General features: G+C 70.0%; 29 protein-coding genes and 1 tRNA gene. 12 read left to right on the top strand and 18 right to left on the bottom strand.

Going from position 1 to position 24746, the window contains the following annotated elements; genetic code table 11:
• The first annotated feature begins 99 nt into the window (after positions 1-99).
• Complete coding sequence (locus ABZX85_RS38485) at positions 100-276, top strand: hypothetical protein (RefSeq protein WP_355879791.1); 177 nt, start codon at positions 100-102, stop codon at positions 274-276.
• 63 nt (positions 277-339) lie between these two features.
• On the opposite strand, the gene ABZX85_RS38490 is transcribed toward ABZX85_RS38485, so the two are convergent.
• The 8 genes from ABZX85_RS38490 to ABZX85_RS38525 all read right to left on the bottom strand — a co-directional run bounded on the left by ABZX85_RS38490 (position 340) and on the right by ABZX85_RS38525 (position 4787).
• Positions 340-1260 (bottom strand): RNA polymerase sigma factor SigF, encoded by a 921-nt coding sequence (locus tag ABZX85_RS38490; RefSeq protein ID WP_355879794.1) that lies wholly within the window; start codon positions 1258-1260, stop codon positions 340-342.
• Positions 1261-1573: 313 nt separating this feature from the next.
• Complete coding sequence (locus ABZX85_RS38495) at positions 1574-2416, bottom strand: RNA polymerase sigma factor SigF (protein WP_355879797.1); 843 nt, start codon at positions 2414-2416, stop codon at positions 1574-1576.
• 112 nt (positions 2417-2528) lie between these two features.
• Positions 2529-2822 (bottom strand): Dabb family protein, encoded by a 294-nt coding sequence (locus tag ABZX85_RS38500; RefSeq protein WP_355879800.1) that lies wholly within the window; start codon positions 2820-2822, stop codon positions 2529-2531.
• A gap of 26 nt (positions 2823-2848) precedes the next feature.
• Complete coding sequence (locus ABZX85_RS38505; protein ID WP_355879802.1) at positions 2849-3025, bottom strand: hypothetical protein; 177 nt, start codon at positions 3023-3025, stop codon at positions 2849-2851.
• Positions 3026-3191: 166 nt separating this feature from the next.
• A tRNA-Ser gene (locus ABZX85_RS38510) sits at positions 3192-3276 on the bottom strand.
• A 56-nt stretch (positions 3277-3332) separates the two neighbouring features.
• Positions 3333-3758 (bottom strand): tRNA adenosine(34) deaminase TadA, encoded by a 426-nt coding sequence (tadA, locus tag ABZX85_RS38515; protein ID WP_355879805.1) that lies wholly within the window; start codon positions 3756-3758, stop codon positions 3333-3335.
• A 35-nt stretch (positions 3759-3793) separates the two neighbouring features.
• Positions 3794-4303 carry a hypothetical protein gene (locus tag ABZX85_RS38520; protein ID WP_355879808.1) on the bottom strand — a complete coding sequence of 170 codons (510 nt, stop codon included), beginning with the start codon at positions 4301-4303 and terminating at the stop codon, positions 3794-3796.
• A gap of 301 nt (positions 4304-4604) precedes the next feature.
• Positions 4605-4787 (bottom strand): hypothetical protein, encoded by a 183-nt coding sequence (locus ABZX85_RS38525; RefSeq protein WP_355879811.1) that lies wholly within the window; start codon positions 4785-4787, stop codon positions 4605-4607.
• 101 nt (positions 4788-4888) lie between these two features.
• On the opposite strand from ABZX85_RS38525, the gene upp reads away from it, so the two are divergent.
• Entirely contained in the window at positions 4889-5524 is a 636-nt protein-coding gene (gene upp, locus ABZX85_RS38530) for a uracil phosphoribosyltransferase (protein ID WP_355879814.1), read from the top strand.
• A gap of 25 nt (positions 5525-5549) precedes the next feature.
• Here the strand turns inward: upp and ABZX85_RS38535 are convergent, their stop codons facing one another.
• Together ABZX85_RS38535 and ABZX85_RS38540 are read right to left on the bottom strand one after the other, a co-directional pair.
• Positions 5550-6164, bottom strand: a complete 615-nt coding sequence (locus ABZX85_RS38535; RefSeq protein ID WP_355880164.1) for a LytR C-terminal domain-containing protein — start codon at positions 6162-6164, stop codon at positions 5550-5552.
• A gap of 118 nt (positions 6165-6282) precedes the next feature.
• Positions 6283-6582, bottom strand: coding sequence for a type II toxin-antitoxin system VapB family antitoxin (locus ABZX85_RS38540; protein ID WP_319734721.1), 300 nt, complete (start codon positions 6580-6582; stop codon positions 6283-6285).
• A 106-nt stretch (positions 6583-6688) separates the two neighbouring features.
• Here ABZX85_RS38540 and ABZX85_RS38545 point away from each other — a divergent pair, with 106 nt between their 5' ends.
• On the top strand, positions 6689-8224 hold the full coding sequence (locus ABZX85_RS38545; RefSeq protein ID WP_355879817.1) for a helicase HerA-like domain-containing protein: 1536 nt from the start codon (positions 6689-6691) through the stop codon (positions 8222-8224).
• Between the two features lie 61 nt (positions 8225-8285).
• On the opposite strand, the gene ABZX85_RS38550 is transcribed toward ABZX85_RS38545, so the two are convergent.
• The 4 genes from ABZX85_RS38550 to ABZX85_RS38565 form a co-directional block, all read right to left on the bottom strand.
• Positions 8286-8432, bottom strand: a complete 147-nt coding sequence (locus ABZX85_RS38550; RefSeq protein WP_355879820.1) for a hypothetical protein — start codon at positions 8430-8432, stop codon at positions 8286-8288.
• A gap of 59 nt (positions 8433-8491) precedes the next feature.
• Complete coding sequence (locus ABZX85_RS38555; RefSeq protein ID WP_355879822.1) at positions 8492-8806, bottom strand: hypothetical protein; 315 nt, start codon at positions 8804-8806, stop codon at positions 8492-8494.
• Between the two features lie 112 nt (positions 8807-8918).
• A complete protein-coding gene (locus ABZX85_RS38560; RefSeq protein ID WP_355879825.1) occupies positions 8919-9494 on the bottom strand; it encodes an HhH-GPD-type base excision DNA repair protein in 576 nt (191 codons plus the stop codon).
• A gap of 24 nt (positions 9495-9518) precedes the next feature.
• On the bottom strand, positions 9519-10214 hold the full coding sequence (locus ABZX85_RS38565) for a siderophore-interacting protein (RefSeq protein ID WP_355879828.1): 696 nt from the start codon (positions 10212-10214) through the stop codon (positions 9519-9521).
• A gap of 78 nt (positions 10215-10292) precedes the next feature.
• Between ABZX85_RS38565 and ABZX85_RS38570 the strand changes: the two genes are divergently transcribed.
• The 4 genes from ABZX85_RS38570 (at position 10293) to ABZX85_RS38585 (ending at position 15591) form a co-directional block, all read left to right on the top strand.
• Positions 10293-12470 carry a penicillin acylase family protein gene (locus tag ABZX85_RS38570; RefSeq protein WP_355879831.1) on the top strand — a complete coding sequence of 726 codons (2178 nt, stop codon included), beginning with the start codon at positions 10293-10295 and terminating at the stop codon, positions 12468-12470.
• Positions 12457-13032, top strand: coding sequence for a GNAT family N-acetyltransferase (locus ABZX85_RS38575; RefSeq protein ID WP_355879834.1), 576 nt, complete (start codon positions 12457-12459; stop codon positions 13030-13032). The genes ABZX85_RS38570 and ABZX85_RS38575 overlap by 14 nt, the downstream gene beginning before the upstream one ends.
• Positions 13029-13496 (top strand): cupin domain-containing protein, encoded by a 468-nt coding sequence (locus tag ABZX85_RS38580; protein ID WP_355879837.1) that lies wholly within the window; start codon positions 13029-13031, stop codon positions 13494-13496. Before ABZX85_RS38575 ends, ABZX85_RS38580 begins: the two co-directional genes overlap by 4 nt.
• A gap of 94 nt (positions 13497-13590) precedes the next feature.
• Positions 13591-15591, top strand: a complete 2001-nt coding sequence (locus ABZX85_RS38585) for a copper resistance protein CopC (protein WP_355879840.1) — start codon at positions 13591-13593, stop codon at positions 15589-15591.
• Positions 15592-15836: 245 nt separating this feature from the next.
• Here the strand turns inward: ABZX85_RS38585 and ABZX85_RS38590 are convergent, their stop codons facing one another.
• Positions 15837-16310, bottom strand: coding sequence for a DUF6193 family natural product biosynthesis protein (locus tag ABZX85_RS38590; RefSeq protein ID WP_355879843.1), 474 nt, complete (start codon positions 16308-16310; stop codon positions 15837-15839).
• A gap of 141 nt (positions 16311-16451) precedes the next feature.
• On the opposite strand from ABZX85_RS38590, the gene ABZX85_RS38595 reads away from it, so the two are divergent.
• On the top strand, positions 16452-16880 hold the full coding sequence (locus ABZX85_RS38595) for a hypothetical protein (protein ID WP_355879846.1): 429 nt from the start codon (positions 16452-16454) through the stop codon (positions 16878-16880).
• Positions 16881-17013: 133 nt separating this feature from the next.
• On the opposite strand, the gene ABZX85_RS38600 is transcribed toward ABZX85_RS38595, so the two are convergent.
• Positions 17014-17220 carry a hypothetical protein gene (locus ABZX85_RS38600; RefSeq protein ID WP_355879849.1) on the bottom strand — a complete coding sequence of 69 codons (207 nt, stop codon included), beginning with the start codon at positions 17218-17220 and terminating at the stop codon, positions 17014-17016.
• Positions 17221-17583: 363 nt separating this feature from the next.
• Between ABZX85_RS38600 and ABZX85_RS38605 the strand changes: the two genes are divergently transcribed.
• From ABZX85_RS38605 to ABZX85_RS38620, 4 genes are all read left to right on the top strand, one after another.
• Positions 17584-18192 (top strand): MarR family transcriptional regulator, encoded by a 609-nt coding sequence (locus ABZX85_RS38605; protein WP_355879852.1) that lies wholly within the window; start codon positions 17584-17586, stop codon positions 18190-18192.
• Positions 18193-18205: 13 nt separating this feature from the next.
• Positions 18206-20752 carry an MFS transporter gene (locus tag ABZX85_RS38610; protein WP_355879854.1) on the top strand — a complete coding sequence of 849 codons (2547 nt, stop codon included), beginning with the start codon at positions 18206-18208 and terminating at the stop codon, positions 20750-20752.
• 77 nt (positions 20753-20829) lie between these two features.
• Entirely contained in the window at positions 20830-21651 is an 822-nt protein-coding gene (locus tag ABZX85_RS38615; RefSeq protein WP_355879857.1) for a YceI family protein, read from the top strand.
• A 241-nt stretch (positions 21652-21892) separates the two neighbouring features.
• Positions 21893-22366 (top strand): PPOX class F420-dependent oxidoreductase, encoded by a 474-nt coding sequence (locus tag ABZX85_RS38620; protein WP_355879860.1) that lies wholly within the window; start codon positions 21893-21895, stop codon positions 22364-22366.
• A gap of 23 nt (positions 22367-22389) precedes the next feature.
• Here ABZX85_RS38620 and ABZX85_RS38625 read toward each other — a convergent pair whose 3' ends face one another.
• Positions 22390-23124: a TetR/AcrR family transcriptional regulator gene (locus ABZX85_RS38625; RefSeq protein WP_355879863.1), complete on the bottom strand. Its 735-nt coding sequence runs from the start codon at positions 23122-23124 to the stop codon at positions 22390-22392.
• 76 nt (positions 23125-23200) lie between these two features.
• The gene (locus ABZX85_RS38630) at positions 23201-24634 is read right to left on the bottom strand and encodes an MFS transporter (protein ID WP_355879866.1); all 1434 of its coding nucleotides are present in this window, start codon (positions 24632-24634) and stop codon (positions 23201-23203) included.
• Positions 24635-24746 lie beyond the last annotated feature (112 nt).

Consider the following 24746-nt stretch of genomic DNA (forward strand, 5'->3'; position numbering starts at 1 on the left):
CGCCACCCTCCGCCGCGCCGCCGCCAAGAACCACGACTACAGCGCCGCCACCGACGCCAACGTCCTCCTCCGCCGCCACCACACCGAGGCCCACCGCCCGTGATCCGACCCCAGCCCCACCAGATCACCGAGGCCCTCCCGACCTACGTGACCCCACCCCCACGACTCCCCCAACCCCCGGCCCCCACCCCCAAGTTCACCCTGTGGACCGTCCTCCTCACCACCACGAGCGTCCTCAGCCTCGCCGCAGCGGTCGTCCACACCCTCCCCCTGTAAGCACAGCAAAAACAGCAAGGCCGCCGAAGAACCCCTCGGCGGCCAACTGCCCTACCCAATACCTCAGTCGGAGATCAGACCGTCCCGCAACTGCGCCAACGTCCGCGTGAGCAGACGAGAGACGTGCATCTGCGAGATCCCGACCTCTTCCCCGATCTGCGACTGCGTCATGTTCGCGAAGAAGCGAAGCATGATGATCCGCCGCTCACGAGGCGGCAGCTTCGCGAGAAGCGGCTTCAGGGACTCCCGGTACTCGACGCCCTCAAGGGCCGTGTCCTCGTACCCGAGCCGATCCGCCAACGACCCTTCGCCGCCGTCGTCCTCGGGCGCCGGGGAGTCCAGCGAGGACGCCGTGTACGCGTTGCCGACGGCGAGCCCGTCGACGACGTCCTCCTCGGACACCCCGAGGACGGCGGCGAGTTCGGGAACCGTGGGCGAGCGGTCGAGCCGCTGGGAGAGTTCGTCGCTGGCCTTGGTGAGGGCGAGACGCAGCTCCTGGAGGCGCCGGGGCACCCGGACGGACCAGGACGTGTCGCGGAAGAACCGCTTGATCTCACCGACGACGGTCGGCATGGCGAACGTTGGGAACTCGACCCCGCGCTCGCAGTCGAAGCGGTCGATCGCCTTGATCAGCCCGATCGTGCCGACCTGGACGATGTCCTCCATCGGCTCGTTGCGCGAGCGGAAGCGCGCCGCCGCGTACCGCACGAGCGGGAGGTTGAGCTCGATGAGCGTGTCCCGGACGTACGGACGCTCGGGGCTGTCCTCGTCGAGTGCGGCGAGCCGCAGGAACAGGGAGCGGGACAGGGTGCGGGTGTCGATGGCCTCCGTGGGGGCGGGAAGCGCCGGTGACGGCCCGGTGTTGAGCGCTGCCGGGACGTCGGCCGTGACGTCGTCGAGCGGGTCCGGCTCGGCGGGCACGACAGGCGCGGACTCGCTCTTCGTGAGCGTGAGCACCTTCGAGCTGCCCTGGTCTACGGACATGCCACCCCCTTTGGGTCGCGGGACGGTCGCGGCGGACGCTCCGGACGGAACGCCAGCCTTCACCTGAATACCGGAGCCTGAGCCCCGGCAAACGCGCTTCCGGCAGAATGTCACATGTCGGCAACACGCTGTAGTGACATGTCGACATGTGACTAACGAAACAGCCCTGCACAGAAGGGGTATGACGAGGTCTCAGCCCGAAACGGCCCCAAAAGAGCCGTTGAGCCGATTCGCCCGCGCCGGTGACGTATCGATCCTGCTTACGATTCCCGCCGGACCCGGCGAAAAAACACCACTGGCCTACGCCGCCGGCCTACGCCTCGATGCGGTTCGCGGAGCGCAGCCGCTGGAACGAACGCGCCAGCAGCCGCGACACGTGCATCTGCGAGACCCCCAGCTCCGCGCTGATCTGCGACTGGGTCAGGTTGCTGTAGTACCGCAGCAGCAAGATGCGCTGCTCGCGCTCCGGCAGCTGCACAAGCAGGTGGCGGACCAGGTCGCGGTGCTCGACGCCGTCCAGCGCGGGGTCCTCGTACCCGATCCTGTCCAGCAGCCCCGGCAGCCCGTCGCCCTCCTGGGCGGCCTCCAGGGACGTCGCGTGGTACGAGCGGCCCGCCTCGATGCAGGACAGCACCTCGTCCTCGCCGATCCGCAGCCGCTCGGCGATCTCGGCGGTCGTGGGGGTCCGGCCGAACGCCGTCGTCAGATCCTCCGTCGCGCCGTTGACCTGCACCCACAGCTCGTGCAGCCGGCGCGGGACGTGGACCGTGCGGACGTTGTCGCGGAAGTAGCGCTTGATCTCGCCGACGACGGTCGGCATCGCGAACGTCGGGAACTGGACGCCCCGGTCGGGGTCGAAGCGGTCGATCGCGTTGATCAGACCGATCGTCCCGACCTGGACGACGTCCTCCATCGGTTCGTTGCGGGAGCGAAACCGCGCGGCGGCGTAGCGCACGAGCGGGAGGTTCGCCTCGATGAGCGCCGTACGCACCCGGCGGTGCTCCGGCGTACCCGGCATGAGGCCCTTGAGCTGACCGAAGAGGACGGTCGTCAGGGCCCGGGTGTCCGCGCCCCGGCGCTGCCTCTCCGAGAGCTCCGGAACCGTTTCCTCAACCTGTTGGGGTGGCGCAGTACTGGCCGACACGGTCAACGCCACCTCTTCATCCGTCGTTCATCCGTCAAAAGCGGTCATAGCATCACAAGACATCACCACTGTGTGCAAGCACCGCATTACGCCGTGTTGAGGGATGATCAGGGAGAGTTGGCGTTCAGAACGCGTAGTCCGCCACGATCCAGGTCGCGAACTCACGCCACAGCGCCGCCGCCGCTTGGTGCTCGGGGTGCTCGACGTACCGCTTCAGCGCCTCCGCGTCCTCGAACGCCGAGTTGATCGCGAAGTCGTACGCGATGGGCCGGTCGGAGACGTTCCAGCCCTGCTCCCAGAACTTCACGTCGTCGATCCGGCCGGCGAGCGCGGCGAACGCGGCCTCCCCGGCCTCGACCCGGGCGTCGTCCGGCTTGACGCCTTCGTTGAGCTTGAAGAGGACCAGGTGGCGGAACATCGGGCGCTCCTACGGGTGCGGGGCGGCTACTTGGCCCCGTCGGCGAGCCAGGTGAAGAAGTCGCCGACCGCCTTCGCCGCGTTGGATATGCCCTCGAACCCTAGCTGGACGTAGTCGGCCGCCCGGGCCGGGTCCGTGATGATCACGTACAGCACGAACACGACGAGCACGTAGACGGCGATCTTCTTGGCGTTCACCGCCACCGCGCCTCCCCTGCGACTTGAGCCCCCTGTTGCCGGGCGTGAGTGTAGCTTTCGCGCCGAGCATTTCATCGTATTGACTGCCCACGAGTTGGCTGCCTACGAGTTGACCGCGTGTGCACAAACTCGAAGGGCCCCGCCGCAATCGGCGAGGCCCTTCATTCGTGAGCGGTAGCGGAGGGATTTGAACCCTCGGTGACTTGCGCCACACTCGCTTTCGAGGCGAGCTCCTTCGGCCGCTCGGACACGCTACCGAGAGAGACCTTACAGCACAGGTCCGGCTGCCCGGAAATCCGTATCCGCACCCGCCTCAGGAACCACGGAAGAAGCTGGTCAGGAGGGTCGCGCAGGCATCGGAGAGCACCTCACCGATGACCTCGGGACGGTGGTTGAGGCGCCGGTCGCGGACGAGGTCCCAGACCGAACCGACGGCCCCCGCCTTCTCGTCCCGCGCGCCGTACACCACCCGGTCGACCCGGGACTGCACGAGCGCGCCGGCGCACATCACGCACGGTTCGAGGGTGACGACGAGCGTGCAGTCGACGAGCCGCCACTCGCCCAGCGCGGCGGCGGCCCGGCGCAGCGCCAGCACCTCCGCGTGGGCGGTCGGATCGCCCGACGCCTCCCGCTCGTTGTGCGCCGCCGCCAGCACCGTCGTACCGTCCGGAGCCAGGACGACGGCGCCGACGGGGACGTCCGGACCGGCTCGCTCCGCCTCGGCGAGGGCGAGCCGCATCGCGGGCTGCCAGGGGTCGCGTACGGGGTCGGGGGTCAGCGGACGGCTTCCAGCATCTCCGTCGCGCCGAGGGCCTCCGCGATCTCCGTGAGGGCGTCGCTGTCGAAGGTCTTCAGCTGCTTCTCGGAGATGCCGAGGTCGTCGAGGAGGCGGGGGTCGCCCACGGGGCCGTGCGGGACGGCCTCGGCGGACGGGTCGTCCTCCTCGTCCTCCTCGCCGTCCTCGGTGCCGTCCAGATCGAGGGCGTCCAGGTCGTCGTCGTCGGAATCCTTGGCGAGCAGGTCGGCGAGCAGCAGCTCGCCGTACGAGCTGCGGGAGGCCACCGCGGCGTCCGAGACGTAGACGCGCGGGTCGTCCTCACCGTCGACGCGGACGACGCTGAACCAGGCGTCCTCCTGCTCGATGAGGACGAGGACCGTGTCGTCCTCGACGGACGACTCGCGGGCCAGGTCGGCCAGATCCGACAGTGTTTCCACGTCGTCGAGCTCTGTGTCGCTCGCTTCCCACCCGTCTTCGGTGCGCGCGAGCAGTGCGGCGAAGTACACCGTGACTCTCCCAGATGGTCAAAGGTGTGCCGGTTGGGGGTCCCCCCGGCGGAGGTCTTCGGGTGGGTCGAGAGCGCTGGCTCCGAGCCCCACCCACTCGGAATCGTGGCAGAAACCAGCGCTCCAGGGGACGTCTTCGGCACCCTGTGTCCGGCATTTTGATCGCGGATGTCCGCGACCCACCAGCACACTCGCTCCTGCCACCTGCGGATCGTACGCGGCTTTGCCATCGGCCCACGCACGGGCGGGGCTTGAGGACGGTGAGACAGCGGTGATCTTCACCTCAGGGGGTTGCGGCCGGTCACCAGCGGAACGTCCGCATGCGCATCGCGTGCCGCAGGCGGGCCGCCTTCGCGCGGCGCGGCTGGACGCGGTCGCGCAGCTCACGGGCCTCGGCGAGCTCGCGCAGGAAGCGGGCGCGGCGCCTGCGGCGGTCGGCCGGGCTCTCGGTGGCCGTTTCTTCGCGTTCCGGGTTGTCCGGCACAGTTCACACCACCCCGGTTCAAGTCGGTCATGACCACTGTCCCTCTGTTCGGGGGTCCGACGCCAGAGCGAACGGGGTGTCGCCCCGGTTAATCTGGGGGTATGCGTCTCCACGTCGTCGACCACCCTCTGGTCGCCCACAAGCTCACCACGCTGCGCGACCAGCGCACGGACTCCGCGACCTTCCGCCGCCTCGCCGACGAGCTGGTCACCCTCCTCGCCTACGAGGCGACCCGGGACGTACGCACCGAACAGGTCGACATCGTCACCCCGGTCACCGAGACGACCGGCGTGAAGCTGTCGTACCCGCGGCCCCTCGTCGTCCCGATCCTGCGCGCCGGTCTCGGCATGCTCGACGGCATGGTCCGCCTCCTGCCCACCGCCGAGGTCGGCTTCCTCGGCATGATCCGCAACGAGGAGACCCTGGAGGCGTCCACGTACGCCACCCGCATGCCGGAGGACCTCTCCGGCCGCCAGGTCTACGTCCTCGACCCCATGCTGGCCACCGGCGGCACCCTGGTCGCCGCGATCCGCGAACTGATCCGGCGCGGCGCGGACGACGTCACGGCGGTCGTCCTGCTGGCCGCCCCCGAGGGCGTCGAGGTCATGGAACGCGAGCTGGCGGGGACGCCGGTCACGGTCGTGACGGCGGCGGTGGACGACCACCTGAACGAGCACGGGTACATCGTGCCGGGGCTGGGTGACGCGGGGGACCGTCTGTACGGCGCGGCCGAGTAAGTCCTCTACGACGGACTCCCGGGCCTCAGCAGCCCTTCTTCGTCACCTCTGTCGCCGTCTTCGGCGCACTCAACGCGGCAAGGGCCTTGGTCACGTCAGCCGGCGCGGCCAGGCTCTTGAACGCGTTCCCGATGATCAGGTCCACGGACGCGTCCTTGCGCGCGGCGTCCATCTTGCGCTCGGCGCCGGGCAGTTGGACCCCGACGACCGACAGGGACGTACCGGACGCGGCGGGTACCCCCACCAACACCCCGGCTCCGGGCACCTTCTTGTCGAACTGGGCCGGCGCGTTCCCGACCTGCCCCACCTTGAACCCGCGCTTCTTCAGCTCGTCCGCGGTCGTCTTGGCGAGCCCGCTGCGGGTCGTCGCGTTGAAGACGTTGACGGTGATCTGCGCGGGCTGCGGAAGGACGACCGCCGGCGCGCTGGGACCGGCCTTCTTCGGCGCGCACTCCCCGGCGGACGCGGCGGAAGCCGTCCCGCCCCCGCCCGTGAAGACGTCGACGAGTTGCAGAGTCCCCCACCCGGCGACCCCGAGAACGGCTCCGCAGGCGACGACGACCACAACGAGCCGCCCACGCCGCCGAGATGGCCGCATACGCGGGTACTTGTCGCCTGTGATGCGGTACTTGCCGCCCATGCCGGGGGGAGTCAGCATGCTCATGGGCGCAGCGTAGTGCTCCGACGGGCCCGTGACTAATAAACGATCATCCGACACCGCGCGGTCACGCGGATTGCACCCGAAAGGGGCAACGGCGTCACTGATCGAGTTCGAGGACGCGCGCGTGCAGCACCTGGCGCTGCTGCAACGCCGCCCGTACCGCCCGGTGCAGCCCGTCCTCCAGATACAGATCGCCCTGCCACTTCACGACATGCGCGAAGAGGTCGCCGTAGAACGTCGAGTCCTCGGCGAGCAACGTCTCCAGATCGAGCTGCTGCTTCGTCGTCACGAGCTGATCGAGGCGGACCGGGCGCGGTGCGACGTCCGCCCACTGCCGGGTGCTCTCCCGGCCGTGGTCGGGGTACGGCCGGCCGTTTCCGATGCGCTTGAAGATCACACGGAAAGCCTACCGGCCCAGACCTTCCGGGCGCAGCCACGGCGGCGGAGTGCGACGCTGCAAATAACGTCATGTAACGAGGCAAACCGGGAACGAGGGGCAGTCGATGGGTACGAGCGAACCGACCCCGGACGCGGTCACGGAGATCGCGGCCGGTTACGCCTTCTCGGGCCAGGCGCTCGACCTGGGCGCCCTTCTCTGGGACGGCACGGCCCACCCGGACGCGGCCGTCCGCATCCCGCTGCCCGTGCTCAACCGCCATGGCCTGGTCGCCGGCGCGACCGGGACGGGCAAGACGAAGACGCTCCAGCTGATCGCCGAGCAGCTCTCGGCGCAGGGCGTCCCGGTCTTCCTCGCGGATGTGAAGGGCGACCTCTCCGGTATTTCGGCGCCGGGTGAGGCGGGGGAGAAAGTACAGGCCAGGGCCGCGGAAGTAGGCCAGAAATGGACCCCCGCCGGATTCCCCGCGGAGTTCTACGCCCTCGGCGGCATCGGCCACGGCATCCCCGTCCGCGCGACGGTCACCAGCTTCGGCCCGGTCCTGCTCGCCAAGGTGCTCCAGCTGAACCCCACCCAGGAGCAGTCCCTCGGCCTGATCTTCCACTACGCCGACACGAAGGGCCTCGAACTCCTCGACCTCAAGGACCTCCGCGCGGTCGTCGCCTTCCTCACCTCGGAGGAGGGAAAGGCGGAACTCACGGGCATCGGCGGCCTCTCCACGGCCACCGCGGGCGTGATCCTGCGTTCCCTGACGGCTTTCGAGGCGCAGGGCATGTCGGACTTCTTCGGCGAACCCGAATTCGACACGGCCGATTTCCTCCGGGCCTCCCCGGACGGCCGGGGGATCGTCTCCGTCCTCGAACTCCCGGCGGTCCAGGACAAACCCCAACTTTTCTCCACATTCCTGATGTGGCTGCTGGCCGATCTCTTCCACGACCTCCCCGAGATCGGTGACGCCGAGAAACCGAAACTCGTCTTCTTCTTCGACGAGGCGCACCTCCTCTTCAACGGCGCCTCGAAAGCGTTCCTCGACTCCATCACCCAGACCGTCCGCCTCATCCGCTCCAAGGGCGTCGGCGTCTTCTTCGTCACCCAGACCCCGAAGGACGTCCCCTCCGACGTCCTCGCCCAGCTCGGCAACCGCGTCCAGCACGCACTGCGCGCCTTCACGCCGGACGACCAGAAAGCGCTGAAGGCGACGGTCAAGACGTTCCCGAATTCCGCGTACGACCTTGAGGAACTCCTCACGTCACTGGGAACGGGAGAGGCGGTCGTCACCGTCCTCAGCGAGAAAGGGGCGCCGACTCCGGTCGCGGCGACGCGGCTGCGGGCGCCGGAGTCGTTGATGGGGCCGATCGACGCGGGCGTTCTCGACCGGGCGGTCGCCGCTTCTCCGCTCCACGAACGTTATGCACAGGCTGTGGACAGAGAATCGGCGTACGAGAAACTCCAGGGGCGTCCGGAGCCGAAGTCCGAGTCGGTGCCGGAGGGGGGTCGGCGCCGGGAGGAGAAGGAAGCTCCGTCGATGGTGGAGCAGGTCGTCGGGAGCGGCATGTTCAAATCGCTGGCCCGCTCGATCGGTACGCAACTGGGCCGGGAGATCACGCGTTCGCTCTTCGGCACGGCGAAAAGGCGGCGCTGAAAAGGCGGCGCTTAAAAGGGGCGGGCCGGCCCGGGATTCCCGAGCGGCCCGCCCCTCGAATTCAGCGGCTCTGCTCAGCCTGCGACTGGGCCCGCTTCTCGCTCTCCGTCCGCTTCTCCCGGATCACCGACTCCGTGGCCTCCGGCGCCGTACGCCGGGCCTCCGCGCGCAGCAAAGCGCGCAGTACCGCATAAGGGTCTGTGGGCATGAAGGTGTTTCCTCGCTCTGCGTGAATTCTGCGGATGGGGCCGTTTCACGACGCCCTCGTCAGCACCGCAGAACCACACATCGCAGAGCGGAAAGGCCATGGGGGACGCGAATCTCCGGGGCCTTCGCGGGCACCCACTCCGGCACCTCCGCCGGGCCGCCCGGGAGCGCCGCCGGCCGCAGCACCGTCACGGCGCGCTCGACCGGCGCCGCCGACGGCCTGAGTCCGCTGTCGACGACGTCGTACTCGACGCTCTCGACGGCCATCGCCACGCACGGGACCGTGCACGCCTCTCCCGGCACCAGCAACGCGAGCACCACAACCAGAGCCCGCAGCCAGACCCGGCCGCGCGAAAGAAGTCGTGTACTACTCACACAACGGACATGCCCACGGCGCGCGGGGGAAAAGTCATCGGGGGAACGGAATCAACCCGTTCGGAGCAGCGCACAAGAAGCAGGGCGGAGCGCTTTTCTCTTTGCGTGAACGCTACCCCTTGGCGGCTTTCTTCTTCTCCTGTTTATATGCCCGAACCTTGGCCAAGGAGTCCTCCCCCGTGATATCCGCCACCGACCGGTAAACCTTGGCCTCTCCATAACTCCCCGCAGCCTCCCGCCACCCCTTCGGCCGGACCCCCAACTGCTTACCCAGCAGCGCCAGGAAAATCTGCGCCTTCTGCTTTCCGAACCCGGGGAGGGCCTCAAGGCGCTTCAGCAGTTCGGCCCCGCTGCCGACCCCGGCCCACACCTTCTCCGCGTCGCCGTCGTGGTGTTCGACGAGGTACTGGCAGAGCTGCTGGACGCGCTTGGCCATGGACCCGGGGTAGCGATGCACCGCAGGCTTCTCGGAGAGGAGGGCGGCGAACCGCTCGGGGTCCGCCTCGGCGATCTCCCGCGCGTCGAGGTCCTCGGTCCCGAGGCGGTCCGCGATCGTCCGGGGGCCTTTGAAGGCCCACTCCATCGGCACCTGCTGGTCCAGCAGCATGCCGATCAGCGCGGCGAGGGCGGAGCGTCCGAGGAGTTCGTCGGCCTCGGGGTCCTGGGCGAGGTGCAGGGTGACGTCCATGCCCCGATGATCCCGCCGAAGGGGTCAGCCCGCGCGCCAGTACCCCAGCGCGTGCAGCCGGTCCCGGGCGACGCCGAGGTCCTTGCGGACGTACGACGCCAGCGTCCGGGTCGTCTTCGTGTCGCAGGCGATCCAGACGTACGGGGCGGGCGTCGCCGCGAGGACGTCGGGGAGTTCGGCCCGGACACGGTCGACCAACTCGCCGCGCGGGACGTGCCGTACGCCGTGGCGGAACGGCAACTCCGGGGCGCCGCCCTCGAACCACACCGTCGAGGGGAGCGGACCGAGCGCGTCCAGCAGGGAGTTGATGGCGGGCAGCGACGCGGGGTCGCCGATCGCGAGGACGTGCGTGGGGGCGGGGACGGGGCTCTCGAAGCCGGTGCCCTGGACGGTCGCCTCGATGGTGTCCCCCGGCGCCGCGCCGCGCGCCCAGTCGCTGGCGGCGCCTTCGTGGAGCGCGAACTCCAGGGCGAACGTCCCGTTCTCGGGGTCGGGATCGACCAGCGTGTAGGCGCGCTGGTGGGGGCGGCCGGCGTTCTGGAACCAGAGCCGTACCCACATGGTCGGGTGCACGGGGTTCGCCGCGAGGAGTCCGCCGTCCGTCAGCCGGAGTCGGAGGTACCCCTCGCTGACCTGCTCCTTCGCCGTGACGGTGAGCGTGAAGTCCTTGGCTCGCATGAGTTTGAGGACCGCGCCCTCCCATCCTCGCCCCTGCGCCATGACCTCTCCACCCCTCACGTACGCTTCCTTCACGACCAAGTTAGGCAAGGCTAACCTAAAAACCGGGGAGTGCCCAGAATGACCACCGAGATCTACCGCGACGCCTGGGGCGTCCCCCACCTCCGCGCCACCACCCCGCTCGCCCTCGCCCACGCCCAGGGCCTTGTCACGGCCCGCGACCGGGCGTGGCAGCTGGAGGTCGAACGCCATCGCGCGCAGGGGACGTCGGCGGGGTTCCTGGGGGCGGACGCGCTGTCGTGGGACGTGTTCGCGCGGCGGGTACGGCTGGTGGACACGGCGCGAAGATGCTTCGAGCGGTTGGAGGAGGGGGAGCCGGAGGCGGCGGGGTGGGTGCGGGCTTATGTGGCGGGGGTGAACGAGGGGTTGGGGGTGGGGACTTCGGGGGGCGCCGGGGGCGGAGGGGGTGCCAGGGGCGGGGCGGATGTTCGGGGCGGGGTGGGGGTTTCGGGCGAGGCCGAGGGTGGAGCGGATGCCGGAGGCGGGGTGGGGCTGTCCGGTGAACCCCCTTGCCTCGCCCCCGAGTTCGCCCGCACCGGTCTCGTCCCCGGCGCCTGGTCGCCCTGGACCCCCCTCGCGGTCTGGCTCTCCGTGCACATCCTGTTCGCCGGGTTCCCCGCCAAGCTCTGGAGGGAGGAGGCGGTGCGGCAACTCGGGCCGGAGGCGGTCGGGTTGTTCGCGACGGACGGTCCGGGGAGCTCGGGGAGCAACGGGTGGCTGCTGGACGGGGATCGGAGCGTCGACGGGGGCGCGCTGATCGCGGGCGATCCGCACCGGTTCATCGAGGACCCCGGTATCTATCAGCAGATCCGGCTCGCGTGCGAGGAGTACGACGTCGTCGGGCTCGCCGTCCCCGGTGTCCCCGGGATCGCGCACTTCGGGCACACGGGGACGGTCGCGTGGGCGATCACCAACGCGATGGCCGACTACCAGGACCTGTACCGGGAGAAGCTGCGACGGACCGGCGCCGGGGTGGAGGCGCTGGACCCGGACGGGGTGTGGCGGCGGATCTCCCGGCACACGGAGCTGATCGAGGTCGCGGGCGAACTCCCCGTCGAGGTCGAGGTGTTGGAGACACCCCGGGGGCCGGTCGTCGCCGGGGGACCCGAAGGGCTGGACGACGGGACGCCGTTGGCGGTGAGCCTGCGGTATCCGCCGCGTGTCACCGGCGAGTTGGGGTTCGGCGCGCTGCTCAAGCTGCTCCGGGCGCGCGAAGTGGGGGACGTGGACGCCGCGTTGGACGACTGGTGCGAGCCGGTGAACGTCGTCCAGGCGGCCGACACCGCCGGAGGCACCCTGCACCGGGTCGCCGGCCGCGTCCCGGTCCGCGCGGAGGCCAACCGCACCCGGCTGGTCCCGGCCTGGGAACCCGGCCACGACTGGACCGGCTGGCACGACATGCCCCGCGCCGGACTGACCGACGGCATCGCGGTGATGGCCAACCAGCGCGGCCCCGCAGCCGAGTTGGGCGTGGAGTTCGCGCCCCCGCACCGGGCGGACCGTATCCGCCACCTCCTCCAGGAACGCCCCCGCTGGACCCCGGAGGACCTCGGGACGATCCACACGGACACCCAACTGGCCTCGGCCACACCCCTGTTGGACCTGGTCTCGGCGCTGACGGACCTCACCCCGGCCGCCGAGAGGCTGCGGGACCGTCTCCTGAGCTGGGACCGGCGGATGGACGCCGCGAGCACGGAGGCGGCGGCGTACGCGGCCCTGCGCGGCGAGGTCGTCCGGCGGCTCGCCGCCCACCCGGAGTTCGCCGCCCTCGCCACGCCGCCCGCCTACCCGGACGTCCTCCTCCCCTGGCTCGCCCTCACACCCCGGATCGGCTTCGCCCTCGAACACCTGCTGCGCGCCGAGAAGTTGTACGGGATCGACCGGGAGTCCGTCGTCCGCGAAGCCCTGGAGGACGTCGCCGGACGGCCCGTCGCGAGGTGGGGGGACACGCACCGGCTGACCCGCTGGCGGGCGCTGCCGGACGACACGGACGAGCCGCCGGAGCTGTCCGGGGACCACGACTGCGTGCTGTGCACCTCGGCGGTCCCCGGGGTCACGGACCGCGCGGCGCGGGGACCGGCGGCACGGTACGTGTGGGACGTGGCCGACCGGGAGCGCAGCCGCTGGATCGTCCCTGACGGCGCTCAACTCCCCTTGTGGCTCAGGGGAGATCTGGTCCCCGTGACCACCGACTGGAACCTTCTGCACAAGGAGCGGCAGCACGATGTACGTCCATGAACAGCCCGTCCCCGGCTTCGGCACCGTCCGTATCCGCCCCCTCGACCCCGAGGGCGACGCCCGTACGGTCCACGCCTGGGTCGGGGCCGAACGCGCCGCGTTCTGGGGGATGAACGGCCTCACCGAGTCCCAAGTCACCGAGATCTACGCCCACATGGCGACCCTGGACACCCATCACGCCTTCCTGGCCGAGCTGGAGGGCGTCCCGGTGGCCCTCCTCCAGCTGTACGACCCGGCGGCGGACCGGGTCTCCGAGTGCTACGACGTCGAGGAGGGGGACGCGGGCGTGCACGTCCTGCTGGCGCCGGGCGAGCGGCGGCCGGGGTGGTCGTCGGCGCTGCTGGGGGCGTACGCGGCGTACGTGTTCCTCGGGCTCGGGCACCGGCGGGTCGTCGTCGATCCGGACCCGCGCAACGAGAAGGCGATCGCCCGGTTCCTGCGCCAGGGATTCACGGCGGGGCCGGTCGTCACCCTCCCGGAGATCGACCTCCCGGACGTGCGTCTGCCCGAGAAGAAGGCCCGACTGGCGTTCCTGACCCGGGAGGTAGCCTTCCCCGGGTGACTCCGGAAGACCTCATCTCCCACTACTCTCTGCAACCGATCCCGCGCGAGGGCGGCCTCTTCCACCGGACCTGGACCGGCCCGCCGACCCCGGACGGCCGCCCCTCCGGCACGGCGATCGTCGCCCTCCTGCGGGCCGACGAGTTCTCCGCCCTCCACCGCCTCCCCCACGACGAGACCTGGCACCACTACCTCGGCGCGCCCCTGGAGATGCTCCTCCTCGCCGAGGGCGGCACCTCCCGTACGGCCGTCCTCGGCCCGGACGTCCTCACCGGACAGGCCGTCCAGCTCACCGTCCCCGCCCGCACCTGGATGGGTGCGCGACCGGTCGGCGGGTGGACGCTGTTCGGCTGCACGATGTCCCCGGGATTCACCTATGAGGAGTACGAGCACGGGGAACTCGGCCCGCTCACGGAGCGTTACAAATCACAAGCGGAGCGTATCGAGGAGTTGTGCGGGCGGTAAGGGGAGGTTGCCGGTGGGGCAAGCGGTGAGCGGAGGTGGGACCGGAGCCGTACGTACAGGGAGATATGGACGCAGGGGGCCGTACGGAGGCGGAGTGAACGACGTGGGTGAGATACGCCGGTCGGCGTTGCGACGCGGTGCGGTGCTGGTGGGCGCGCTGCTGGTGCTGCTGCTCTTCGGCGGCGCGGGGACGGCGTCGGCGCACGCGGCGCTGGCGGGCACCGGCCCGGCCGACGGGAGCGTCGTCCCGACCGTCCCTGCCGAGGTCACCCTCAGATTCACCGAGTCGGTGGGCCTCCTGGACGACTCGATCCGCGTCCTGAACCCCGACAACCGACGGGTGAAGACGGGCAAGGCGAGCCATGTGCCCGGCCGTTCGGACGCCGTGCGGGTCTCGATGCCGAAGGACGCGGGGACCGGTACGTTCACCGTCGCCTGGCGCGTCGTCTCCGCCGACAGCCACCCCGTCTCCGGCGCCTTCACGTTCTCCATCGGCAAGCCGTCCCCGACTCTGGCGCCGCTCTCGGCGGGCCCGACGGAGAACCCGACCACCAACAGCGTCTACACGCTGACCCGTTACGCCGCGTACGTCGCCGCCGCGCTCCTCATCGGCACGGCCGTCTTCATCGCCGTCTGCCGTCCGCCGGACACGCGCGCGCTGCGCCGTCCGCTGAAGGTCGGCGGGTGGACGCTGGCGGGGACGTCCGTCTTCCTCCTCCTGCTGCGCGGGCCCTACGAGACCGGCACGGGCCTCTCCGAGATCTTCGATCCGTCCTCGCTGTCGCGGACGATGACCACGCGCCCGGGGCTGGCGCTGGTGGCCCGCCTGCTGCTCCTCGGCGTCCTCGCGCTGCTCATGTGGCAGAAGTGGTGGTCCAAGAAGGTCACGCTCGCGGCGGGGGCCGTCACCATCGTCGGTCTCGCGCTGACCTGGGCCGCCGCCGAGCACGCCTCCGCGGGTATCCAGGTGCCGGTCGCGATGACCTCCACGGTCCTTCATCTCCTGTCCATGGCCGTATGGTTGGGGGGTCTCACCTCCCTGTTCTCCGTGCTGAACCGGAGTTCTGTTCCGGTGCCCGCGCGGGTGATCATTGCCTTCTCCCGTACCGCCGCGACCTGTGTCGTCGTCCTCGTCGTGACGGGTGTGTACCAGTCCTGGCGAGGTCTTGGTTCGCTCTCCGCGCTCACCGGCTCCGCCTACGGCCGCATCCTGCTCGCGAAGCTGGTGGCCGTGGTGATGCTGCTGGCGGTGGGGGCGTGGTCGCGGGGGGTCGTGAGGCGGTTGAAGGTGGCCGAGAGCGAGAGTGACACGAGGGGAAGTGGTGCGGTGAGTTCTGCACTTGAGGTGCGGGAGCGGGTTGTGGAGACGGTGGGGGTCTCCGGGGGGAGTGGGGGGGCCGGGGGGTCTGCCGGGGCTGTGGGGTCTGTCGGGGTCGTGGAGAAGGAGACGGCGGAGGGGGGTTCGAGGGAATCGGACGTGCCGGACGCGGCTGGGCCGGACTCGGCCGGCTCCTCCTCGGACATACCTGAGGTGCCGGACTCCCCCGCGCCGCTCAAGTCCCGTCTTGATCCTGAGGAGTTGACCCCCGCGGAGGACGCGCAGCGGCGGGCGTTGCGGCGGTCCGTCCTGCTTGAGGTCATCGTCTCCGTCGTCGTCCTCGTCATCACGACCGTCCTCACGGGGACCCTGCCGGGGCGGGCCGAGGCGGAGGCGGCGACCTCCTCCAGCTCGGAGGTCGGCATCCTCACGACCTCCGTCTCCCGGGTTCCCTTCAGCGTCGCCGTTCCCGGCACGAAGGCCCAGGGCACCGTCCAGATCACCCTCAATCCCGGGCGGGTTGGGCCCAACTCCCTCGAAGCGGTCGTCTACGCCGCCGACGGGGGTTTCGCCACCGTCCCCGAACTCCGTATCTCCTTCAGCCTCGACAGCCAGGACATCGGGCCGCTGGCGACGAAACTGGTCAATCGCGGCGGGTACTGGGCCGCTGACTCCGTCAGCCTTCCTATCGCCGGGGAGTGGACCATGCGGGTCACTGTTCGGGTGTCCGAGGTGGATCAGGTGTCTGTGGAACAGAAGGTGTGGATTCAGAAGTAGGGGTTGTGGGGGGGATGGCCGACGCCCGGTCCGGGGTGGGGGGTTGCGGGGATCGGGCGGGGTCGGTCTAGGGGCGGTACGGGGGTGGGGTTCGATGCGGAGGTGGGGCGGGTGCGGGTGGTGGGGGGCTGGTCGCGCAGTTCCCCGCGCCCCTGGAAAGACGTGGTGCGGGTTGGGGGCGGGCGGTTCGGGTGGGGGGCTGGTGTGGGATGTTGCCGTCAGCTGTGGAGTAGGGCCGCGCGGTGTCATATGGGCTCGTCCGCTGAGGCCGTGATGATGGGCTCGGGGTCCGTGGGCAGGAGTTCGAGGAGTACGGCGATGGCCGCTTCGGCGGTCTCGACTTCGTCGATCACGGTGAAAAGGGTGCGTCGGTAGACCCTGAACCGTCCGTTGCGCAGGGGCTCGATCGGTCCGGCCCGCACGGTCCAGGGGTAGCTGGTGGAGCTGCTGAAGAGGAGGGCGAAGTGGCTGGTGAACGGGTACAGGCGGCGGAGTCGTGGTTGAGCGGCGGCGGCGTCCAGAAGCGGGACTATGTCCGGGTAGGGGCGTTCGGGCGAGCGGATCTCGTGTACCGCTTGTCGCCACTGCCAGCTGAGTCGTAGGGACTGCCAGTGGGCCTCGACGATGTCGGCCGGCCCGCGACCGCGTGCGGCAAGCATGTCCGGCAGGACCGGCTTCGGCGGCAACTGTTGATCGCGTGTCTCGTCATTCGCGTCCACGGTCATAGTGTCGCGGGCGGTGTCGCGTTGATATCAGGGTGCGGGGTGGCTCGGGGTGATGCGACAGTCGGCGGTGTGACCTTGATGGACGTACTTGTCGGCTTCTCACGGACCGGTCGGCTCGGGCCCCTGGAGTGTGGGATGAGCCTGGATGAGGCTGAGAGCATCATCGGCCCGGGGCATCCACACCCCGCCCACATTTTGAAGGGGTTCGATATCGACGGCTACCCGTATGCCTGGGGCGGGCTGGAGTTGGCGATCACCCGGCGGGCCGTCAGCGGGATCTCCATCCGTCTCCGGCCCGGTTCGACCGTGAGGCTTCCGGCGGTCGTCCTGCCCGATTCCGAGTCGTTCGGCTCCACCGTTCTCCGTGAGGAGCTGATCGCGGCCCTGGACGAGGCGGGGTGTCGGCATGCGGTCAACGACGGCCTGACCTTTGGCGGGCAGTCGAGCATCGTCACCTACCAGCCCGTCGGCGTCTGTTCGGTCTTCTTCCTGCCGGGACAGGGCGATCATGTACCGCACCGTGATCGGCATTACCTCGGGGCGATGTACAAGCACTCGGCTTGACACGGGGCTGCTCTCGCGGGCGGAGAGGGCAGCGCCGTGGTTGGGGGCAGGGCGAATCAGGCCCACCCGCCTCGTCAAGTGATGGGCGGTGTGGGCCTGTTGTGTGGTGGGCGCGGTGTGGTCCCGGCCCGGGCTACTTGAAGGCCAGCCAGGCCACCGCGGCGATGATCGCGGCGACCGCGACGATGCCGATGATCAGGCCGGTGCGGGGGCCGGAGGGGGTGTTGGGGGTGGCGGCCGGGGAGGATGCCTGGGGGGCGCCCTCGTCGACGAACGCGCGGAACATCTGGGTGCTGCCGGCGGGGTCGTAATTGCCCTGCGGGTTCTGGTTGTTAGCCATGCGTCGAGAGATTAGCGAAGAGGGGGGTGGGGACCCAAGCCGGGGCCTCCGGCGGGGGGCCGGGAGGGGGGTGCGGGTGGGGGGTGGGTGCGGGTCGGTGGGGGTTTTGCGCAGTTCCCCGCGCCCCTAAAGAAAGAAGGCCGTGGGGGTATGGGTGGGTTCCATGTGGCGGCCCCTCGGCACTGGGAAGGTCGCGGGGGTGTGGGTTCGTGGGTGGGGATCGGTGGGTGGGGGGATGAGGGGTTTACTTTTGTGATGCTTGTCTTTGCCAAGTTTTGGGGGGCATGGGGGGTCGTTTTGTTTGCCTGTGGCAACCAAGTGGTTTTATGGTTGCTTCAGGCAATTGTTGCGGGAGGTGGAGTGGTGGCTGGGCAGGGGCAGTTCGAGGAGTTGGCTCGTCAGCTCGGTGCCATCGGGTCGGTGAAGAGGGATCTGGAGCGGATTCTGCCGCCGGACTGCCCTGGGGGTTCCGCGACGGTGCTGGGGCTGCTCGGGCGGTACGGGGAGATGCGGATGACGCATCTCGCGGAGCTGCTCGCCGTGGACATGTCGGTCAGCAGCCGGCACGTCGCGCACCTCGTCGAGCACGGGTGGATCGAGCGCGCCGCCGACCCCGCGGACAAGCGGTCCCGGATTCTGCGGCTCACGCCGGCCGGGCGGCAGAAGCTCGCGGAGTTGTCACGCCGGAGCGTGGAGCTGCTCGCCGAACGGCTCGGGGACTGGTCCGAGGCGGACGTCGAACAGCTCACCCTCCTGTTGACGCGGCTGCGGGACGGGTTCGGGGAGTGCAGGCAGGGGAGGCCGCAGCACGCCGTACGCGCCGAACAGGGTGAGCGTGGCTCACGGCCCGACCCCCTCGTACGGCCCCAGAGTCTCGTACCGGTCGACAGCCCCGTGCCGCCCCAGCCGCCGCCACCCCCGCCCCCCTCCGGGGCCCCGCAGTTCACCCGTACACCCACGACGATCACCTAAGAGAAGGAACCCCATGGCTACCATCACACCGGACGGTGTGCGGGCGCGCGGTAAGCACGGGGGCGGGAGCCCCGTCTCTCATGCGCACGCGCCGATGTCGCACCGGCAGATCCTGGAAGCGCTGTCCGGGCTGTTGCTCGGGATGTTCGCGGCGATCCTGTCGTCGACGATCGTGTCGAACGCGCTGCCCGAGATCATCAAGGACCTCGGCGGAGGGCAGTCCGCGTACACGTGGGTCGTCACCGCCTCGCTGCTCGCGATGACCGCGTCCACCCCGATCTGGGGGAAGCTCGCGGACCTGGTCAGCAAGAAGTTGCTGGTCCAGATAGGGCTGGTCATCTACATTCTCGGGTCCGTCGTCGCCGGGCTCGCCCCCAACTCCGGTGTGCTGATCGGCGCGCGCGTCGTGCAGGGGCTCGGTGCGGGCGGGCTGACGGCGCTCGCGCAGATCATCATGGCCGCGATGATCTCGCCGAGGGAGCGGGGCCGGTACTCCGGGTACCTCGGGGCGACGTTCGCGGTAGCGACCGTCGGCGGTCCGCTGATCGGCGGCGTCATCACCGACACGAGCTGGCTCGGCTGGCGCTGGTGCCTCTACGTCGGCGTGCCGTTCGCGCTGATCGCGCTGGTCGTCCTCCAGAAGACCCTGCACCTGCCCGAGACCAAGCGGAAGGTGAAGGTCGACTGGACCGGCGCCTTCTTCATCACCGCCGCCGTCAGCCTGCTGCTCGTCTGGGTCACCTTCGCGGACGACAAGTACGACTGGCTGTCGTGGCAGACGTACACGATGGTCGGCGGGTCCCTGCTGCTGGCCGGGCTGTTCGTGTTCACGGAGACGAAGGCCAGCGAGCCGATCATCCCGCTGCACCTGTTCCGCAACCGGACCATCACCCTCGCCTCGATCGCGTCCCTCTTCGTCGGCATCGCGATGTTCTCCGGCACGGTCTTCTTCAGCCAGTACTTCCAGCTCGCCCGCGACAAGTCCCCGACGATGTCCGGGGTGATGACGATCCCGATGATCGCCGGCCTCTTCGTCGCCTCGACCGTCTCCGGCCAGATCATCACCAAGACCGGCCGGTGGAAGGCGTGGCTCGTCGCGGGCGGCGCGCTGCTGACCGCCGGGCTCGGGCTGCTCGGGACGATGCGGTACGACACCGACTACTGGAAGATCGCCCTGTTCATGGCGGTCATGGGCCTCGGCATCGGCATGATGATGCAGAACCTGGTCCTCTCCACGCAGAACCAGGTCGCCCCGCACGAACTCGGCGCCGCCAGCTCCGTCGTCACCTTCTTCCGCTCCCTCGGCGGCGCGGTCGGCGTCGCGGCGCTCGGCTCGGTCATGTCGACGCGGATCGCGCACTACGCCAAGGACACGGTCTCCTCCCTCGACCCGCAGTCGCAACTCGCCGCCGCCAAGGCGAGCGGGTCCGGCGCGATCCCCGACATGGGCGCGCTGCCGGCCCCCGTCCGCAACTGGCTGGAGAGCGCGTACGGGCACGGCATCGCCGACATCTTCCTGTACGTCGCCCCGATCGCCCTCCTCGCGTTCTTCGTGACGCTGTTCATCAAGGAGGTGCCGCTGCGGACGACCGGGGCGATCGCGCAGGCCGCCGGGCAGACGCAGGCTCCGGTCCTGCCGACTGCCCCCGTGGCGACGGCAGTTGAGGTGCCGGAGACGGTGACGACGCCGTCGTGGGCCGAGGTCGAGGAGAGGGTGCCCGCGCTCGTCGGCGCAACCGCCGTACAGGCGACGCCCGTTGCCTCTCTCGGCAGCGGCTCGGACGACACCCCCAGCGCCCCCGGCACCCCCGTCCACGGGCATGTCCGAGGCGCCGAGAACGCCCCCGTCCCGCACGCCGCCGTCACCCTCATCTCCCTCGCCGGGCGTCAACTCGGCCGCGCGGTGGCCCAGTCGGACGGTTCCTACGGGCTCGACGCGCCCGGCTCCGGGTCGTACGTCCTGATCGCCTCCGCCGACGGGTTCCAGCCGCAGGCGTCCACGGTCGTCGTGAACGGCGAGCCGGTCGCGTACGACATCCTGCTCAGCGGGACCAGCGGGCTCGCCGGCGTCGTCCGCGCCGCCGTGGGCGGGGACGGGGTGAAGGACGCGATGGTCGTCGTCACCGATGTGCGCGGGGAGCTGCTGGCCACCGGGACGACCGGGGAGCAAGGCGAGTTCTCCTTCGGGGAGTTGGTGCCGGGTGCGGTGACCGTCGCCGTCAACGCGAGCGGGTTCCGGCCGCGGGCGCTGCCCGTCGAGATCGGGGGTGCGGGGGTGACCCGTACGGAGGTCGTCCTCGACGCGGGCGCCCACCTCCAGGGCGTCGTCCGCGCCCCGCACGGTCCGCTCGCCGACGCGCGCGTGACGCTGGTGGACGCGGCCGGGAACGTCGTCGGGACCTCGACGACCGGGGTGGACGGGGCGTACGCCTTCTCCGACCTCGACAGCGGGGAGTACACCGTCATCGCGACGGGCTATCCGCCGGTCGCCGCCGGGCTGTCGGTCGCCGGGGGCGGGGTCGACGGGCACGACATCGAGCTCGACCACCCGGGCGAGTGAACGAGCGGTGAGCGAGGGCCCGTGGCGGGGTAGCCATCCCCCGCCGCGGGCCCCCTTATTTCACGAGGAGTTGTGACATGGCGCTGAGCGCGAGGATTCGGACGAAGGACGGGTGGGCGGTGTCCCACGCGGTCGTGACCGTGACCGATATGACGGGTACGCAGGTGCTGCGGGCCGAGGCCGACGACGAGGGGGTCGTCCGGGACGGGACGCCGCTCGCGCCCGGGGCGCACACCGTCATCATCACGGCCGTGGGGTACGCGCCTGTCGCGTCGACGGCGTTGGTGACGGCGAGTGGGCGGGCCGAGGTGGGGAGCGTGACGCTCGCGCGGCAGGGTGGGGCCGAGTTGCCGCCGCCCGGGGTGTGGACGGTCGATCCCGTGCACTCCGGGGTGGGGGCCGTCGCCCAGCATCTCGGGATCTCCAGTGTGCGGGGGCGGTTCACCGAGTTCAGCGCGTCGATCGAGGTCGCGGCCGATGATGTGGCCAAGTCGCGGGTGGAGGCGGTGATTCGGGCCGGGTCCATCGATACGGGGAACGCTCTGCGGGACGAGCATCTGCGGTCGGCGGACTTCCTCGATGTCGAGAACTACCCCGAGATCACCTATCGCTCCAGCGGGTTGAGTGTCGCCGGGGAGGATCGGTGGGTCGTGCACGGGGAGTTGAGCATGCGGGGGGTCGTGCGAGCCGTCGATCTCGACCTCGCCTATCTCGGGACCGGGGCGGACCCCTGGGGTGGGACTCGGGCCGCGTTCCGGGCCGGCGGGGAGTTGCGGCGGGAGGATTTCGCGATGAACTACAACCAGGTCGTGGCCGCGGGGATCGCGGCGATCGGGACGACGTTGCGGGTGGAGCTGGAAGTTCAGGCTGTTCAAGGGGAGTTGGTGGGTGGGGTGTGAGGGGTCTTCGGTGGGGGGCCGGGAGGGGGTGCGGGTGGGGTGGTGACTGCGGGTCGGTGGGTGGTTTTGCGCAGTTCCCCGCGCCCCTAAAGGAAGGCCGTGGGGGGTGCGGGTCCGGCAGTGGCTGCGGGTCGGTGGGGGGATTTGCGCAGTTCCCCGCGCCCCTAAGGGTGCGGGGGCTTCCGGGATCGTGCAGGGGTGGCTTCCGGGGTTGGGGAAGGGTGGCTTCTAAGGTGGGGGTATGGCTTCCAACATCGCTAGCAATACCCAGGTGTCCCTTGAGGAACTGCTGGAGTTCGTCCGGCCACGGCATCGTGCGCTGTTGCTGACGCGGCGGGGCGATGGGGGGCCGCAAGCCTCGCCGTTGACCTGTGGGGTCGATGATTCGGGGCGGATCGTCATGTCCACGTATCCCGAACGGGCCAAGACGCGGAACGCGCGGCGGGACGAGCGGGTGAGTGTCGTGGTGCTGAGCGACGAGTGGAACGGGCCCTGGGTTCAGGTCGACGGGGTCGCCGAGGTGATCGATTCACCCGAGTCCGTCGAGCCGTTGGTGGAGTACTTCCGGAACATCTCCGGGGAGCACCCCGATTGGGACGAGTACCGGGAGGCGATGGTCCGGCAGGGGAAGTCGATCATCCGGGTGACGCCGGAGAGGTGGGGGCCGGTGGCGACGGGGGGATTCCCGGCTCGGCTGGCTTCGCCGGGCGCCTGAAAGACTCGCGGCCCCCTGCGTTCTCAGGCTCGCCCCTGAGGGCGGTTCATCATTTCCCTGATGCCTGCCAGGAGTAGGTTCAGGGCGAAGTCGAAGTCCCTGTTGTGCATTTCGACGATCGTCGCCGCGCCCCTCGCCTCGACCAAGTCCCTTGTTTCCTCGGCCATTTCGGACATGCCGGCGGTCTCGTTGAAGAGTTCGAGGGAGTGGCGGTAGTAGGCGTCAGGGGTGAGGCCGGAGGATTTGGTCTGGGCGAGGAAGTGGGCCTCCATGGTGCCGAAGCCGTAGACGAACTGGAAGACGGCGGCGATGACGCCGGTGATGTCCTCGGCGGGCAAGTCGGTCTTGCGGACGGCTTGTTGGACGGCTCGGGCGAAGGTGAGGGAGTGGGGGCCGATGTTGAGGTAACGGCCGCCGAGGGGGGAGGCCCAGGGGTGGCGGACGAGCAACGTGCGGTACCAGGTGGCGAGTTGACGGAGGTCGGTCTGCCAGTCGTCGGCCTGGGGGAGGGGGACCTCGCCGTAGACGTCGTCCAGGGCCAGCTCCAGGAGCTCGTCCTTGGTCTCGACGTACCAGTAGACGGACATCGCGGTGACGTTCAGCTCCGCCGCCAGCCTCCGCATGGAGAACTTGTCGAGCCCCTCGGCATCGAGAAGGCGGACGGTGGCGGAGGTGATGCGGGGACGGTCGAGGCCGGTGGGTTGAGTGGACCTACGGCGGCGCTCGTCACCGGCCAGCCACACACTTTGCCTGGTCACAGGGCCACCTCCTGAATTTACGCCAACTACGACACCCTAAAGGGGCGCGATCAACCACATACTCGCCGCGCCCGCCCTACACAGAAACCTCCTCCCCCTTGGGCGTCTTGTCACCAGCCGCCCGCCGCAACAGAACCCCCGCCACCACCCCACCGGCCACCACAGCCACCGCCCCCACCAACTGCCCCTCCCGCAACCCCTGTTCAAGACTCCCCGCAGACGTCAGCACCGCCCCCAGCACCGCGACCCCCAACCCCGTCCCGAACTCCGCCAGCATCCCGTTGATCCCCGCCCCCACCCCCGCCTTGGCCGGCGGTATGGAACTCATGATCGCGTGAGCCATCGCAGGGCTGGCGGTGGCCGTCCCCGCCCCGATCAGCACGAGCCCGAGCAGCGTCCCCGCGTACCCCCGCTCCCCCAGCACCCCGATGGACACGAGCCCGCACGCCATGACGGCCATCCCGGAGAGGATCGTCACCGGCCCGCCCAGCCTCGCGGTGATCCGCGCGGCGACCCCCGTGAAGTTGAGCAGCACGACGGTCACAGCGAGCGGCACCGTGCGGAGCCCGGCCTCCAACGGCCCGTACCCGAGGACGAGTTGGAGATGCTGGGTCAGCAGGAACAGCGCCCCGCCCATCCCGAAGGTCACCAGCACCGCCCCGGCGACGGCCCCCGTGAACTGGCGGTTGCGGAAGAAGGACAGGTCGAGCATGGGGTGGGGAATCCGGCTCTCCCACCACCCGAACACCCCGAGGACGACGACGGCGACGAGCCCGCTCCCCAGCACCCGCGCCGACGACCACCCGTGCTCGGGGCCCGAGATGATCGTAAGGACGAGGGTCGACATCCCGACCGTCGAGAGCAGGGCACCGAGGAGGTCGGGCCGGTCCCCCTGGGGGTTCTTGGACTCGGGGACGAGCAGGACGACCGCCACCAGCGCGAGCGCGGCGACGGGGAGGTTGATCAGGAAGATCGCGCCCCACCAGAAGTGCCCCAGCATGAACCCGCCGACCAGCGGGCCCGTCGCGAACCCGAGGGAGTTCACCGCCGCCCAGATCCCGATCGCGCGGGGCTGCTCGGCGGGCGGAAAGATCTGCATCGCCACGGCGAGGGTCGTGGTGACGAGGAGGGCCCCGCCCACGCCCATCCCCGCGCGGGCGGCGATGAGTTGGCCGGTGGAGGAGGCGAGCGTGGCGACGAGGGAGCCGGCGCCGAAGAGGACGAGGCCGGCGATGAGCATCCGCTTGCGCCCGTACCGGTCCGCCGCGCTGCCCGCCGTGAGGAGGAGGCCCGCCTGGACGAGCGAGTACGCGTTGATCATCCACTGGATGTCCGCGGTGCTCGCGCCCAACTCCTCCTTGAGGGAGGGGATCGCGACGTTCAGGACGGTGTTGTCGAGGAGGACGGTGAGCTGGGCTAGGGCGATGACGCCGAGGATCAGCCAGCGCTGGGGGTGACCCTCGACGGGCGGGGCGGGGGGTGTGGGGGGTGCGGGGGACGTCGTCGGCATGTCGTACACCGTATAGGGGTCATCGTACGGTGTACAGGATCGATGTACGTCGTACAAGAAAGGGCCGACGAGAGGGCGGCGACCCGGAGGTCACCGCCCTCACCAGCGAACC

Source organism: Streptomyces sp. NPDC004539, from assembly GCF_040610055.1.
GTDB lineage: Bacteria > Actinomycetota > Actinomycetes > Streptomycetales > Streptomycetaceae > Streptomyces.